Genomic DNA, 13,979 nt, shown 5'->3' on the forward strand with positions numbered 1-13,979 from the left:
GCGAAACCGCCGAAAGCCACCCGTCCCGGCCCAGGCCGCCCACGAGGCCGTACCAGCAGCGCCGCACCCCGCCACCCCGTCGGCAAACACCGGCATAAAAAGGACACCCATCGACCCGGAGGACCGAGGGGAAACCTTTAATTTCAAGCTCAGGGCGGCCGGCGACAGCGCCGTTGAAGTTGACGAGGTATTCGCAGTACCGGCGCACCTGCTCGATGGGGTTGAGGACCGGCTGAGTATAGGAAGGGACGTGGCAAAGGACCGGGTCATCCTCATCCGGGACGACATCGCTCCATTGCTTAAGCTCCACCACGACATAGGAGGGTTCACCCGTGCTTGGGTGGATTCCGGCGAGGACCGCGTCGGCTCGCTTGCTGTTCATCGGGAGCGCGTACTCCAGCATGACCTCGACGTCACCGAGGCCCGCGTCGTTGAGCGCGGCGGTCAGCGCGGGGACGCTCCGTCCCCAGGACCGCGCCTCCGAGGGGTTGGGCCGGTAGCCATGCATGTGGGTGAACTGCTCGGTGAGGTGGAGATAGAGCGAACTGTCGAGCGCCATGGCGGCGACCGTTTTCGCAGACGCGCGGAACAGCAAGGACTTCCCCCGGACAGCACGAAAAGACTCGTGCGGGTGGGGGCGTGTCCTTCGAGACTCCACCGAGGTGGAGCGGAAGCCCGTCGGGCCGCGATGACGACGGGTTAGAGGTTACCTGGGCGGTGGCGAGGGACAATGACGGGGTTTCGAGGTTGCGCAGGGCTCTGGCCCTATGCGCCCCTGGCGCCCTCGGGCTGCGCTAGTCCGGTGCCCCATGCTCGCGAGTGATCCGTCGACGCGGCCCTACTCCCTGCCGCCCTGAGGCGGCCGCGTTACAGTCGCCAGCAATCGCCGGGCAGCATGGGCCTCTCCCTGGGGGCTGGTCGATCGGTCGCTACGGACAGCCAACGGCCAACAATGTATCCACCGGGCGCACTTGATCGCTCCCGGGCGTCGTGGAACGTACCCCGTCGCCCCGGCGCCTGGTGATCCGGCAGGATGACGCCATGACCGACGGGTTGGACGTGTGGACGACTGCGGCAGGGTTCGACCGGAGCGCTGTGGCCGAGGATGAGGCTTCGGCAGCGGACGAGCGCAAGCAGGTGCTCGGACAGTTCCCCTTGGAGGAGTGGGCGCGCCTGCCGCTGGAGCGCTACGCGCTGGGTCTGGACCCTTCCCGTTCGGGGACGACGTACTGCCGGCTGATCGAGTTCGGCACGCCGAACCTGGGCAGTATCAGGGGCGGCAGCGCGGCGAAGCACATCATGTATCGCCACAACTCCGGTGAATGGCGGATGGCCGCGCCGCTGCGTGGCCTGGATCCGCAGGAAGCGTGGGAGCAGCTGCGGGGGCAGTTCGTCCAGGCCTTCGAGGCGGTGGCGGCAGGGGACTTCGAGGCGCTGGACGACCTGGAGCTGCTGCGGTTCGGTCCCGCCCTGGTGACCAAGTCGCTGGCCACTTACTTCCCCGAGCACTTCCTACCCGTGTACTCCGCCGAACACATGCGGAGGTTCCTCGCCTTGCTGGGGGGCACGGCGCCGGCCGACTCGCCGACCTGGCGCAGCAACGGCAGGCTGCTGGAACTTGTGCGGTCACGGCCCGAGTTCGAGGGCTGGACCGGTTACGAGGTGATGACCTTCCTGTACCAGGACTTCGATCCACGTCCTCGGGTGCGCACGATCTGGAAGATCGCCCCGGGTGAGCGAGGCCGGTTGTGGGAGGAGTGCCGTGACGGTGGGTTCATCTGCGTGGGGTGGGACGAACTCGGCGACCTGAGCGCGTTCCAGACCGACACGGAACTCAAAACGGCCCTCGACGAGCACTGGCCGCGCGGCAGCGGCGGTAGTCTCACGACCGCGCGGCGGCTGCTGGCCTTCCGGGATCTGGAGGCAGGCGACCGGATCGTGGCCAACCGCGGCATGGACGAGATCCTGGCCACCGGAACGGTCACCGGGAACTACCACTTCTTGCCGGACCGGCCGGAGTATCAACATGTCGTTCCCGTGAGCTGGGACGTCTCCCACGCGCAGAAGCTGGCGAAGCCGCAGCACGGATGGCGGTCCACCTTCGCCAAGGTGGACCCGACCCAGTTCGTCAAGTTCACCGCGCACCAGGCCGGTTCCGCCTCGCAGGCGACCCCACCGGCCACGGTCCCCGCGGACGTGCAGGCCGTGCTGGACGCACTCAAGCGCAAGGGGCAGGTGATCCTGCACGGACCGCCCGGCACCGGCAAGACCCGGCTCGCCCTCAGCACCGCCCTCGTCCTGGCAGGACGCACGGAGATGATCAACGGTGAGCCCGCCCAACGCGCCCTGGCCCAGTCCGACGTACTCGGCGGCGAACAGGTCCGCATGGTGACCTTCCACCCCTCCTACGGCTACGAGGACTTCGTCGAAGGCTTCAAACCCGACCTCAGCGCCACCGGGCCCGGACTCACCCTCTCCCTCGCCGACGGTCTGTTCCACGTCCTGTGCCGCCGGGCCTCCGAACAGCCCAAGCAGACGTACCTGCTGATCATCGACGAGATCAACCGCGGCGATCTGCCGCGCATCTTCGGCGAGTTGATCACGCTTCTGGAACTCGACAAGCGCGGCCTGCCGCTCGACCTGCCCGTCAGCAAGCGCAGCTTCTCCGTGCCGCCGAACGTCCGGATCCTTGGGACGATGAACACCGCGGACCGGAGCATCAGCCACCTGGACGCCGCCGTGCGCCGCCGGTTCGCCTTCCTGCCCGTCGATCCCGATCCGGACGCCGTGTCGGGCACGGTCGGTCCCCTGGACCTCGCAGCGTTCTTCGAGTCCCTCAACACCCGCATCACCAGGCACCTCGACGCCGATCACCAACTCGGGCACGCCTACCTCCTCCGGGACGGCGAGCCGATCGCGACCGAGGAGGATCTGGCCGCCGCCTTCCACCACGAGGTGATCCCGCTTCTGGAGGACTACTGCCTCGGCCGGGCCGACCTACTGCACCGCATCCTCGGCGGCCTGGTCGACCCGGGCACCGGGCGCGTCGCAGTCATGTCCGCGCAGGACCTAGCCGCCGCCCTGGCGACCGAGTTCACCAACGGCGAGCCAGGCCCCGATGCCTGACCGAGCCGAGATCCGAATCGGCGAGTACCAGTCCGCCCCGCTCGACAGCGATCGGCTCACCCCCCGGGACGTCGAGCGTCTGCGTGCCCTCGAGGCCGGGCGTCACCTCACCCTGGCTCCTGACCGGTCGGGGTGGCGGCTCAGGGCCGGGGCGACCGTCGGGGTCCTGGTCCTGGACCGCGTCCGTCTCGTCATCGAGCCCAAGTTCGCCATACCGGGCGAGCGGCTCATGAGCTGGCTCGCCTACGCTCTGAACGCGCCCGCCCCCGTCCGGGTGTCCGTACGACGCTGGACAACCGAACCTGACGGTTACGCCGACCTCGTCGCCGCGGCCTTGCTGGAGCAGTGTGAGCAACTGGTCCGCGAAGGGCTCCGCCGCGACTACGTCCGGCACGACGGCGTCGAGCCGGTGCTCCGAGGTCGCCTCGACGTCGCCGCCCAGGCGACCCGCCGATACGGCCAACTCGATCGGCTACACATACGCACCTTCGACCGCGAGACGGATATCTGGGACAACCGGGTCCTGGCAACTGCCTTGAAGGCCGCCTTCGTTCTGACAGGCAGTCCAGATCTGGCACGCGACCTGCACGGCATCACGGGCGCGTTCCCGCGTCCTGCCGTCCCGGCCGCAACCCTCCACGCCCTGGACCGGATCTCGTACACGCGCCTGAATGCCCGCTACCGCCCCGCCCACACGTGGGCGCGACTGCTCCTGAACGGCGGAGGCGTGACCGACCTGCTCGCCGACCAAGGCAACTCGGCAGACGGCTTGCTGCTGGCCATGCCCGCGCTGTGGGAGGCCGTCGTCCGACGGCTCGGCACGGAAGCCGGGGTCTCCCTGGGTGGCCGTGCCCTCTCGAGCGGCGGTGACACGGCCATCACCGTCCGCGGGGACCTCGGAAACGCCTCGACCTTCCGCCCCGATCTGCTGCTCAGCCTCCCCCTGCCCGGCACATCGCAACGCGCTCTGCTGCCGGTGGACGCCAAGTACAAGCGCTACGACCGCCATGGCGTCAGCGCCGATGACGTCCACCAACTGCTCACGTACAGCGCGGGCTACACCCCCAGTGGTGATCCGTGCGGTGTGATCATCCACCCTCGGTCAGAGGGGCACACCCACCGCGTTCTCCAGGTGGGCGGCCCGCGGGGGCGGCTCGGCACCATCCATGTCCTCGGCGTGGACACCCAGGCGGACCCTGGGCATGCGAGCGCATGGATCAGGGCGGCGTTGCCCTGAGCCGATCACCGGGAGGATCACGGGTCGTGCCGACCCGCGTGTCTGACGAACAGAACCGGGCGTACCACCGACGCGGCGCCCTGGTCCCAGTTTCATGCGCGAGCAGCACACGGCGTCTCTCGTGGGCCTCGGGCAGGGCCTCGGCTCGGAAGACGAGATTGAGAAGGGCGTCAGAAACGGAAGTCGTCGCGGCTTTCGGCTGTAGACAGCATCCGCATCTCACTCGTGCTGTCGTCCACCGGGGTGGTGAGCGCAATGGCGATCAGCGACAGGAGCAGCCCCTCGACACGCACCACCATCACACCCGCCCCGTACTTGAACACGTCGAAGCTGTTGTCGATGTTCCAGCCAAAAATTCGCCGACGGAAACGGCTGCGGGCCTCCCCTGAAGGGCCCCTCCGACCGCAGATCCTGGCGGGCCTTCGGACCATGGAGCCGGTGAGTCCGCCGGAGTACCGAATCCTGCAAGGAGTTCGATGATCTTAGGAACCTGGAGGGGCTTCCCTCCGCCTAACACTGCAAGCCTTCGAGAGATCGGAAAGAGCCCCCGCCCCAGATCAGAGGCCCCTTCCCAGACTAAGCCGCAGGTAGCGGCAGACGAGTCGGGCTATACGCCGGGTTCTGTCGCCCGGTCGCCTCACGGCGGCCGGGGAGACGGCCATCCATCTAGGGCCGATGTTGCCATCGACCTCGTGCGGTCTACCCGGGGACTTGGGCGGGCAGCCCTCGAACGTCCCCGCAGGAGCCCCGTTCCAATCCCTGGAAGGAACTCCCTTTTGACCTTGCTCCGGGTGGGGTTTACCTAGCTGCCCAGGTCACCCTGGGCACTGGTGGTCTCTTACACCGCCGTTTCACCCTTACCCGGCACCGAAGTGCTGGGCGGTTTGTTTTCTGTGGCACTGTCCCGTGGGTCGCCCCAGGTGGCCGTTAGCCACCACCCTGCCCTGTGGAGCCCGGACGTTCCTCGGGGAGGCCCTCAAGGGGACTCCACGCGGCCGTCCGCCCGGCTCGTCTGCCGTGATGACCATGCTACCCGGCGGGTGGGGGTGCCCGCGGACGGACCGGCGGGGTCGTCAGGGGCAGCGGCTACTGGACCCGTCGTCGCCAGTACCGAGCCCGCCAGGATCAGCGTGAACGCCGCTCCGATGCCCCACGTCAGGTCCTCGCCCAGGAAGAGCGCCCCTGCCGCGACTGCCACCGCCGGGTTGACGTACGTGAAGACCGTCGCCCGGGTCGGGCCTACCTCCCTGATCAGTTCCAGGAAGGCGACGAAGGCCAGGGCCGTGCAGATCACGCCCAGACCCAGCAGGGCCGACAGGACCGAGGCGGAGGGGACGGAGGACGGCCAGGAGAGGGCCGCCGATGGGGCGTAGACCAGGGCCGCCAGGGCCAGGCACGGGGCTGTGAGCTGCAGGGTGGGGACGTCCTTCAGCCAGCGGGATGCGATCAGGGGGGCCGTTGCGTAGCCGAGGACCGTCAGGAACACCTCGACCAGGGAGCGGGCGTCTCCGCCGGTGAGGTGGGGGATGGTCAGGACGGCCACGCCCGCCAGGCCTAGCCCCAGGCCCACCATCCGACGTGCGCCCAGTCGCTCCGTGTTGCCGAAGAACCGGGCCAGCATTACCCCCACTATCGGCACGCCCGCTATCAGCAGGCCCGCCGTCGAGCTGGACAGGTGGCGTTCGGCGTCCGTGAGGGTGAACCACGGGCCGATGATCTCTATGCACGCGAACGCCAGCATCGGCAGCCAGTGGGAGCGGAGGACGCTGAGCAGGCCGCCTCCGCGGATCGCGAACGGGAGCAGCAGGAGCGCTCCCAGCGCGCATCGCGTGAAGACCACCATCGACGGGGACAACGGAGCGTCTACCGCTACCTTGATCATCAGGTAGGGGATGCCCCAGACCACTCCCATCAGGGAGAACAGGAACCAGCCGCGTGCAGTCATGCCGACAGGATCGGCCGACCCGCTACCTGCCGTCTTGAACGCTGTTGCGGTACGCCGCCGGCGTCACCCCGAGCACCCTGCGGAACCAGCGCGTCAGGTGGGCCTGGTCCGCGAAGCCGACCAGGGGCGCGACCTCCGCCGGGCGCAGGCCCGCGTCCAGGAGGCGGCGGGCCCGGGTCACGCGGTGCTGGGCCAGCCAGGCATACGGCGGTATCCCCATCGTCGTACGGAAGGCGCGGAGGAGCTGGTAGCGGGACAGGTCCAGCTCTGTGGCGAGGGCTGCCAGGGACGGGGGGTCGAGCAGTTCGTCCGCCAGGCGGTCTCTTACGACCCTTGCTATGCGCTCGGCGCCCGGGACCTCGTCGCATATGGGGCGGGCCGTCGAGTGGCGGCGGGCCAGGGCCGTGAGGAGCCACGGGAGGCGGGACTCCGTCTCCAAGGGATCGGGGCAGGCGCTCAGTTCGACGTGGGCGGCGAGGATGGCTGCGAACAGCTCCGGGTCGTCTATCAGCGGTTCGTGGAAGTGTGGGAGGCCGCCGACCGTGCCGTCGGTGAGGAGGGTGGTGTCGGCGTAGAGGGCGCGGTAGGCGTAGCCGTCCGTCGCGTTGCCGGGGCCGCCGGTGTGCACCTCGTCCGGGGCCAGGACGACGATCGAGCCCGGGCCCGGGCGGATGTGGCCGCCTCGGTAGTCGATGACCTCGGAGCCGCCGACGCAGACCCCGACCGAGAACTCGTCGTGAGCGTGCGGGGAGTAGACGTGTTTGTCGAAGTGGGCGGTCAGCAGGTCGAGGAAGGGGCCGCAGCGGCCCAGCCGCGCCCTCGTCCACCAAGCCTGTTCGGCCATCGCTTCCCCCTTCGACCCCTTCGTCGCTCTAAGGGTGGAACGCTCTCAGGCCCCTTTTCCATGCCGCCCCCAGATCCGCGTCGTCCGGAAACCGGCCGTGGATCTCCAGGATCACCATCCCGTGCGCGAAGGCCCACAGGGACCGGGCCGTGTCCAGATCGCCGCCGCACGCCCGCATCAGCGGCATCGCCGCCCGGTCCTCCAGGCCCGGCGGGAGGGCGGCGCGGGGCAGGGGGCGTTCCGTGGCGAGGCAGTAGAGGTGCGGGTGGGAGAGCGCGTAGGCGCGGTACGCGTCCGCGAGCGCCGTCAGTGAACCCGGTTCGCGCTCCTCCGCCGCCTCCAGTGCCGCCGCCGACTCCTCCAGCATCTGGGCGATCAGCTCGACCTCGAGGGCGTTCTTGTCGGGGAAGTGCTTGTAGAGGGACGGCGCCTTGATGCCCAGGCGGTCGGCGAGGGCCCGCATGGTCAGGGCGGTGGGCCCGGAGTCCTCGAGGATGTCCCGGGCGACCGCCGCGATCTCGCCGGCCCTCGGCGCCAGTCGTTCACCCACGCTGGAAGCCCTCCTTCGTCCGCAGCCCGTAGCCGAAGGCGCGATCGTACGAGATGTGGGCAAGCCAGCCGCACAGCGCCGCGAAGGCCGGCGCCCAGGCGAAGTACGGCTGGACCGCGTACACAACCAGCAGCGCCAGCGGGACCAGGGCGCGGTGCATCGCGTTGTAGTACGGCACCGCGCGCGGCGCCAGCTGTCCCTTCGCCATACGGGGCGCGTCGTCCAGGGCGACCAGGAAGGTCAGGTCCGGCAGGACGAGGAAGACGAACGCGAGGGTGCCGGCGAACCAGCCGTGGTTCATGGCTTCGAGGACCGCGAAAGCGGACCAGAACAGGGCGTTCGCGAGCCACGCGGTACGGCGGACGACGAGGGTGACCGAGGAGCGGCGGGCGGTTGCGGTCGGGCTGGTGCTCATTACGGGCTCCCAATGGTCTCTAGTGAGGCTAACGACGTTAGCCTGCGACGTCGACAACCGTATGGCTAACAGCGTTAGCCGTCAAGGGCTCCCTTGACCCTGCCGCTACGTCAACCTCTCTACTGGTGCCATGCGGATCGGAGAACTCGCCGCCACCGTCGGTGTCACCACGCGGGCCGTGCGCCACTACCACCACCAGGGCCTGCTGCCGGAACCCGAGCGGCTGACCAACGGGTATCGGGACTACACGCTTCGGCACGCCGTCGTGCTGGCCCGCATTCGGCGGCTGACCGAGCTGGGGCTCGGGTTGGCGGAAGTGCGGGAGGTGCTCGCCGACGACGCCGGAAAGGACCTCGCCGAGGTGCTCGCCGAGCTAGACGAGGATCTGGCGCGGCAGGAGGCGGCGATCCGGGAGCGGAGGGTACGGCTGCGGGTGCTGCTGGAGGCCGAGGACGGGCTGCCCGTCGAAGGGCCCGTCTCACCCCGCCTGGCCGCCCCGTTCGGCGACATGAGCCGCGTGGCCGTCGACTCCCCCATGGCCGCCAAGGACCGCGAGATGCTCGCGCTCATCGAGACCACGGCCGGACCGGAGGAGCGGGAGCGCCTGATCGACGTGCTGCACACCGCCTTCGGCTCCCCGGACGCCGTAGCGCGGGTGACCGAGGCGTACGCGCTGCTCGACCGGCTCGCCGACGCGGATCCCGCCGATCCGCTCGTCGAGGAGGCGGCCCGCGCGCTCGCCGCCTGTCTGCCCCGCGAACTGCTGCCACCCTCCAACCCGGCCAACGGCGGCGACAGTTTCATGCATGCCTTCTACGCCGACTTCGCTCCCGCCGAGGCGGAGGCCATCCGCCGCACCCTCCGCATCCTGGGTGAGGAGGGGGAAGGGCCGTGAGGACCGTGTACGCCCTCGTCCGGCATGAGGTGCGGATGCTTGTCGGCATCGTCCTGTGGGTCGCCCGGCGGACGGACGGGACCGTCGGCAAGACCGGCTTCGGGTACGCGCGGGGGCAGGGCGCCGTGATGTTCGGATTCGCGTTCGTGTGCGTGGTCGAGACGCTGACGATGTCCGTGCTGCTGCGGGACCATCCCGTCGCGCATCGCATCGTGCTCGTCCTCGACCTCTACACCGTCCTGTTCGTCATCGGGCTGCACGCCGCGTCCGTCGTACGGCCCTACGTCCTCGGGGCGGACTCCCTGCGCATCCGGAACGGCGGGCACGTCGACCTCACCGTTCCGCTGGAGCGGATCGCCGGCGTGCGGCGGGAGTTGCGCACCACCCATCAGCGGGCGGAGGGCGAACTCGACGTACCCGTAGGCTCGCAGACCACCCTCACCCTCGAACTCACCGAGCCCGTCCCCCACGTCACCTTCCTCGGCCGTCGACGGGCCGTCCGCCTCGTCCGCTTCCACGCCGACGACGCCGAGGCCCTCGTACGGGAGATCATGCGGGCGCGAAACGTACCTTCGCCGTTGCCGGGTCGGCCTGGGTGAGGCGGACCCGGAGGCGTTCACCGAGAGGGAGACGACCGAGGGGGAGAGTGCCGCCCTCGATGCGGCCTATGACCGCCGGGGACGTCAACTGCACCACTCCCACGGTTGGTTGACGTTCCTCGACCTCCACCACGCAGCCGTCGAACTCCTCCCCCACCCGGTCCTTCAGCAGCGCCGCCTCCACGATGTCCACGCACTCCCGCTCGACCGTCCCCGCGCGGCGGTTGCCGTCGGCCATCTCGTGCGGCAGCGCGTCCAGGGCACCCAGCACCCAGTCGGGCGGGGGCTCGCCCGCCACCGCGGCCAAGCAGATCTCCGACGCGTAGCGGTCGGCCAGGCGTCTGAGGGGGGCCGTGCAGTGGGCGTAGGGGGCGGCCACTGCGGCGTGGCTGGTGAGGGCGGGCAGGTGGCCGTCACGGAAGACGGTGTAGCCGGCTCCGCGGAGGAGGGTCGTGCACTCCTGGAGGAAGGCCGCGTGGTGGGGGTTGTGGGAGTCCAGGGAGCGGATCAGGTGGGCGTAGGAGACGTGGTGGGGCCAGTCGATGTGCAGGGCGCGTGCGGTGCGGCGGAGGCGGCCGACGGCGCCGTCCGGGGCGGCCGGGAGCGTGCGCAGGATGCCCGTGCCGTGCGCCAGCATCAGGTCGGCGGCAGCCATTCCGGTCAGCAGGGAGATCTGCGCGTTCCAGCCGTCGGCCGGGAGCGGGGCGCGGTACGTCAGTTCGTACGCGTCGTTCCGCTCCACGATCTCCTGCTCGGGCACGTTCAGGGAGATGCCGCCTCGCTCCACCTCCAGGTGCTCCCGCAGCTCGCCGATCACTTTCAGGAGCGCGAGTGGCTCCTCGGCCGTCCCCTCGTCGATCTGGCGCTGCACGCCCTCGTAGTCGAGCTTGGCGCGGCTGCGGACCACGGCCCGGCGGACGTCGACGTCGACGGTACGGCCCTCCGCGTCGAGGTCGATCGTCCAGAGGGCCGCGGGGCGGTCCTGGCCTGGGAGGAGGCTCGCGGCGCCCTCGCTGAGGAGGGGCGGGTGGAGCGGGACCTTCTCGTCGGGGAAGTAGAGGGTCGTCACCCGGCGGTGGGCCTCCGCGTCCAGCGCCCCGCCGGGTACGACGAAGGCGGCGACGTCGGCGATGGCGTACCGGACGCGGTAGCCGCCGGTGTTCCGGCGGGAGAGGTGCATGGCCTGGTCGAGGTCGGTGGCGGTGGGCGGGTCGATCGTGAAGAGGGGGATGGCCGTGGCGTCGTACGGCGGGAGGGGCGGGGCCTTCGCGGTCTGCTCGGCCTCGGCCAGGGCGTCGGGTGGGTAGCCGTCGGCTACGCCCAGTTCGGTGCGCAGGGCGGTGAGGGCGGCCCGGAGGGGGGCTTCGGGGGCGCCGGTCACGCGGATGTGGCGGCGGGGCATACAGCGAGGGTATGCAGATCGGGGGTCGTACGCTGTGCGGAGCTCAAGAGAAGGAGATCGTCCGTGCTCGTCCTGCTGCCCCCGTCCGAAGGCAAGGCCGCCTCATCCGGCCGTGGTGCCCCGCTGAAGTTGGAGTCGCTGTCGCTGCCGGGGCTGACCGCCGCCCGTGAGGCCGTACTCGGTGAGCTGGTGGAGCTGTGTGCCGGGGACGAGGACAAGGCGTGTGAGGTGCTCGGGCTGAGTGAGGGGCTGCGGGGCGAGGTCGCCAAGAACGCCGGGCTGATGACGGCCGGGGCGCGGCCCGCCGGGGAGATCTACACCGGGGTGCTGTACGACGCTCTGGATCTGGGCTCGCTGGACGCGGGTGCGAAGAGGCGGGCGGGGCGGTCGCTGCTCGTCTTCTCCGGGTTGTGGGGTGCGGTGCGGGTCAACGACCGTATTCCTTCCTACCGTTGCTCGATGGGCGTCAAGCTGCCCGGGCTCGGGGCGCTGGGCGCGCACTGGCGGGCGCCCATGGCGGACGTGCTGCCCGAGCTCGCGGGCAGTGGGCTCGTGCTTGATCTGCGGTCATCCGCCTATGCCGCCGCCTGGAAGCCCAAGGGGGAGGTGGCTGGGAGGACGGCCAGCGTGCGGGTGCTGCACGCGCCCACGCGGAAGGTGGTCAGCCACTTCAACAAGGCGACCAAGGGGCGGATCGTACGGAGTCTGCTGGCGTCCGGGGTCGCGCCGAAGGAGCCGGCGGAGCTGGTGGAGGCGCTGCGGGACCTGGGGTATGTGGTGGAGGTTGAGGCGCCGAAGGGGGCTGGGCGGGCGTGGACGCTCGATGTGCTGGTGGACGAGGTGCACTGAGGGAGCGACCCGCGCTGTTGCAGCATGCGCAATGAGCTTTGCGCATGCTGCGTTACGGCGGCACGATGACGTCATGACCTCGCCGCTGTCCTCCCCGGTGTCCTCCTGGCTGCCCGGCTCCGTGCTGGACCTCGCCCCCGTCGTCCCTGTCGTCGTCATCGAGGACGCCGCCGACGCCGTACCGCTCGCCCGGGCCCTGGTCGCCGGGGGGCTGCCGGCGATCGAGGTGACTCTGCGGACGCCGGTCGCGCTGGAGGCCATTCGGGCCATTGCCGCCGATGTGCCGGACGCGGTCGTCGGGGCCGGGACCGTGATCACGCCGGAGCAGGTGAAGGAGTCGGTGGCCGCCGGGGCTCGTTTCCTGGTCAGCCCGGGGTGGACGGACTTGCTGTTGGAGGCGATGCGGGGGTCGGGGGTGCCGTTCCTGCCGGGGGTGTCCACGGCTTCGGAGGTGGTGGGGCTGCTGGAGCGGGGGGTGCGGGAGATGAAGTTCTTCCCGGCCGAGGCGGCGGGGGGTACGGCGTATCTGAAGTCCCTCGCCGGGCCGTTGCCGCAGGCGCGGTTCTGTCCGACGGGTGGGATCGGGGCCGGGAATGCCCCGGAGTACCTGAAGTTGCCCAACGTCGGCTGTGTGGGCGGGACTTGGATGCTTCCGGCGGACGCCGTGGCCGCCCGGGACTGGGGGCGGGTCGAGGCCCTTGCCCGGGAAGCCGCCGGGCTCCGTCAGCGCAAGTGATCAGCGCAGGTGAGACGTGTCGTTGAAGAGCCGTACGCTCGCGTTGCCGTCGGCGTAGTAGGCGACCGCCGACAGTGAGGCGGCCGAGAGTTCCATCCGGAACAGAGCCTCCGGCGGGGCGCCCAGGGCCAGTTGGACGAAGGTCTTGATCGGCGTGACGTGGGAGACGAGCAGGACCGTGCGGCCCGCGTAGGCCGCGACGAGTTTGTCCCTCGCCGCCGCGATACGGGTCGCCGTCGCCGCGAAGCTCTCGCCGCCGCCGGAGGGTTCCACCGTGGGGTCGGACAGCCAGCGGGTCAGGTCGTCCGGGTAGCGTTCGCGGACCTCGGCGAAGGTCAGGCCCTCCCAGGCACCGAAGTCCGTCTCCCTGATCTCGTCCTCGACGCTCACCTCCAGGCCGAGGTGCCGGGCGACGATACCGGCGGTCTCGCGGGTCCGGGCGAGGGGCGACGCGACGATCGCCTGCACGGTCCCGCGCCGGGCCAGCGAGGCCCCCGCCCGTTCGGCCTGCTCCCGGCCGACGTCGGAGAGGGAGGGGTTGGTGCCGCCGGAACCCGAGAACCGCTTCTGCGGGGTCAGCGGGGTCTCCCCGTGCCGGAGCAGTACGAATGTCGCGGGCGCGCCCATGTCGGCGGGGGCCCAGCCGGGGCCGGCGACGACACGCGAGGCACGGACGTCCGCGGCCGACTTGGCGGTGCCCTCGGCACGCCCGGCTTCTGCGGTCCGGTCACGCGGGGACTCGGCCGCCGTAACCTCCGCGCCCCGCCCGCTCGCCAGAGCCGCCCGGACTCGTGCCGCCCCAGCCGCCGCGTCTCCCGAAGCCGCCTGCGGTTCAGGCGCCGTCGCCGTGCGTGCGGCCTTCACCGCCGCAACCTCCGGCGTCCCCTGCGGCTCGGAAACCGACGCCGCGCGCGCCGCCCCCGCGTCCAGTTCCGCCGTCGACCCCGCCGCCGACCACTGCTCCCCCCGCTTCCCCGCGTCCATCGCCTCGTTCGCCAAGCGGTCCGCGTGTTTGTTCTTCTCCCGCGGGATCCACTCGTACGTCACCTGGTGCGGCGGGAAGATGCGGGACGCCTCGGCGGCCAGCGGCTTCATGTCGGGGTGTTTGATCTTCCAGCGGCCGGACATCTGCTCGATGACCAGCTTGGAGTCCATGCGGACATGGACGGTCGCGGAGGGGTCCAGTTGGTGCGCCGCCCGCAGGCCCGCCAACAGCCCCCGGTACTCGGCGACGTTGTTCGTGGCGATGCCGATGTACTCGGCCGCCTCGACCAGGGGCTCCCCCGTCGCCGCGTCGAGGACGACAGAACCGTAGCCCGCGGGCCCGGGGTTGCCCCTCGACCCGCCGTCGGCCTCGACGATGAACTCCCGCACGGAACGC

The 13,979-nt window shown here is 70.5% G+C and carries 12 protein-coding genes, 1 other RNA gene and 2 pseudogenes; 6 read left to right on the top strand and 9 right to left on the bottom strand.

From position 1 onward, the window contains the following. Window positions 1-595: pseudogene (locus tag ABZZ74_RS10800) on the bottom strand (hypothetical protein); the annotation flags it as partial. Window positions 596-1,041: 446 nt separating this feature from the next. Between ABZZ74_RS10800 and ABZZ74_RS10805 the strand changes: the two are divergent. Both ABZZ74_RS10805 and ABZZ74_RS10810 read left to right on the top strand, forming a co-directional pair. Then, a complete protein-coding gene (locus ABZZ74_RS10805) occupies window positions 1,042-3,126 on the top strand; it encodes an AAA family ATPase (RefSeq protein ID WP_356763315.1) in 2,085 nt (694 codons plus the stop codon). After that, a complete protein-coding gene (locus ABZZ74_RS10810; RefSeq protein ID WP_356763317.1) occupies window positions 3,119-4,363 on the top strand; it encodes a PE-PGRS family protein in 1,245 nt (414 codons plus the stop codon). The genes ABZZ74_RS10805 and ABZZ74_RS10810 overlap by 8 nt, the downstream gene beginning before the upstream one ends. A 170-nt stretch (window positions 4,364-4,533) precedes the next feature. On the opposite strand, the gene ABZZ74_RS10815 is transcribed toward ABZZ74_RS10810, so the two are convergent. From ABZZ74_RS10815 to ABZZ74_RS10840, 6 genes and pseudogenes are all read right to left on the bottom strand, one after another. Then, window positions 4,534-4,686, bottom strand: coding sequence for a hypothetical protein (locus ABZZ74_RS10815; protein WP_356763319.1), 153 nt, complete (start codon window positions 4,684-4,686; stop codon window positions 4,534-4,536). Between the two features lie 271 nt (window positions 4,687-4,957). Continuing rightward, window positions 4,958-5,374: RNase P RNA component class A (rnpB, locus tag ABZZ74_RS10820), an RNA gene on the bottom strand. Between the two features lie 148 nt (window positions 5,375-5,522). Then, window positions 5,523-6,308, bottom strand: a pseudogene (locus ABZZ74_RS10825) (DMT family transporter); the annotation flags it as partial. Between the two features lie 22 nt (window positions 6,309-6,330). Continuing rightward, window positions 6,331-7,152, bottom strand: a complete 822-nt coding sequence (locus ABZZ74_RS10830; RefSeq protein ID WP_356763321.1) for an AraC family transcriptional regulator — start codon at window positions 7,150-7,152, stop codon at window positions 6,331-6,333. A gap of 28 nt (window positions 7,153-7,180) precedes the next feature. Continuing rightward, window positions 7,181-7,702 (bottom strand): TetR/AcrR family transcriptional regulator, encoded by a 522-nt coding sequence (locus tag ABZZ74_RS10835; RefSeq protein WP_356763323.1) that lies wholly within the window; start codon window positions 7,700-7,702, stop codon window positions 7,181-7,183. Beyond that, complete coding sequence (locus ABZZ74_RS10840; RefSeq protein ID WP_356763325.1) at window positions 7,695-8,117, bottom strand: DUF4260 family protein; 423 nt, start codon at window positions 8,115-8,117, stop codon at window positions 7,695-7,697. The genes ABZZ74_RS10835 and ABZZ74_RS10840 overlap by 8 nt, the downstream gene beginning before the upstream one ends. 130 nt (window positions 8,118-8,247) lie before the next feature. On the opposite strand from ABZZ74_RS10840, the gene ABZZ74_RS10845 reads away from it, so the two are divergent. Next, on the top strand, window positions 8,248-9,012 hold the full coding sequence (locus ABZZ74_RS10845; RefSeq protein WP_356763327.1) for a MerR family transcriptional regulator: 765 nt from the start codon (window positions 8,248-8,250) through the stop codon (window positions 9,010-9,012). Window positions 9,013-9,047: 35 nt separating this feature from the next. Further along, window positions 9,048-9,611, top strand: coding sequence for a hypothetical protein (locus tag ABZZ74_RS10850; protein ID WP_356763724.1), 564 nt, complete (start codon window positions 9,048-9,050; stop codon window positions 9,609-9,611). Here ABZZ74_RS10850 and ABZZ74_RS10855 read toward each other — a convergent pair. After that, window positions 9,562-11,013 carry an RNB domain-containing ribonuclease gene (locus ABZZ74_RS10855; protein ID WP_356763329.1) on the bottom strand — a complete coding sequence of 484 codons (1,452 nt, stop codon included), beginning with the start codon at window positions 11,011-11,013 and terminating at the stop codon, window positions 9,562-9,564. The two genes, ABZZ74_RS10850 and ABZZ74_RS10855, sit on opposite strands and share 50 nt — an antisense overlap. Before the next feature lie 63 nt (window positions 11,014-11,076). Here ABZZ74_RS10855 and yaaA point away from each other — a divergent pair, with 63 nt between their 5' ends. Both yaaA and ABZZ74_RS10865 read left to right on the top strand, forming a co-directional pair. Further along, window positions 11,077-11,862 (top strand): peroxide stress protein YaaA, encoded by a 786-nt coding sequence (gene yaaA, locus ABZZ74_RS10860; protein WP_356763331.1) that lies wholly within the window; start codon window positions 11,077-11,079, stop codon window positions 11,860-11,862. A 73-nt stretch (window positions 11,863-11,935) separates the two neighbouring features. Then, window positions 11,936-12,598: a bifunctional 4-hydroxy-2-oxoglutarate aldolase/2-dehydro-3-deoxy-phosphogluconate aldolase gene (locus ABZZ74_RS10865; protein WP_356763333.1), complete on the top strand. Its 663-nt coding sequence runs from the start codon at window positions 11,936-11,938 to the stop codon at window positions 12,596-12,598. Here the strand turns inward: ABZZ74_RS10865 and ABZZ74_RS10870 are convergent, their stop codons facing one another. Further along, the gene (locus ABZZ74_RS10870) at window positions 12,599-13,972 is read right to left on the bottom strand and encodes a bifunctional RNase H/acid phosphatase (protein ID WP_356763335.1); all 1,374 of its coding nucleotides are present in this window, start codon (window positions 13,970-13,972) and stop codon (window positions 12,599-12,601) included. It abuts the gene before it with no gap. Window positions 13,973-13,979: the final 7 nt, after the last annotated feature.

Source organism: Streptomyces sp. NPDC006476 (assembly GCF_040612015.1).
Lineage (GTDB): Bacteria > Actinomycetota > Actinomycetes > Streptomycetales > Streptomycetaceae > Streptomyces > Streptomyces griseorubiginosus_B.

Excerpts from the sequence above, each read along its gene's own strand:
- ABZZ74_RS10865 (WP_356763333.1), top strand. The coding sequence starts at position 11,936 with ATGACCTCGCCGCTGTCCTCCCCGGTGTCCTCCTGGCTGCCCGGCTCC.
- ABZZ74_RS10845 (WP_356763327.1), top strand. The coding sequence starts at position 8,248 with ATGCGGATCGGAGAACTCGCCGCCACCGTCGGTGTCACCACGCGGGCC.
- ABZZ74_RS10850 (WP_356763724.1), top strand. The coding sequence starts at position 9,048 with ATGCTTGTCGGCATCGTCCTGTGGGTCGCCCGGCGGACGGACGGGACC.
- ABZZ74_RS10810 (WP_356763317.1), top strand. The coding sequence starts at position 3,119 with ATGCCTGACCGAGCCGAGATCCGAATCGGCGAGTACCAGTCCGCCCCG.
- ABZZ74_RS10830 (WP_356763321.1), bottom strand. The coding sequence starts at position 7,152 with ATGGCCGAACAGGCTTGGTGGACGAGGGCGCGGCTGGGCCGCTGCGGC.
- ABZZ74_RS10855 (WP_356763329.1), bottom strand. The coding sequence starts at position 11,013 with ATGCCCCGCCGCCACATCCGCGTGACCGGCGCCCCCGAAGCCCCCCTC.
- ABZZ74_RS10840 (WP_356763325.1), bottom strand. The coding sequence starts at position 8,117 with ATGAGCACCAGCCCGACCGCAACCGCCCGCCGCTCCTCGGTCACCCTC.
- ABZZ74_RS10805 (WP_356763315.1), top strand. The coding sequence starts at position 1,042 with ATGACCGACGGGTTGGACGTGTGGACGACTGCGGCAGGGTTCGACCGG.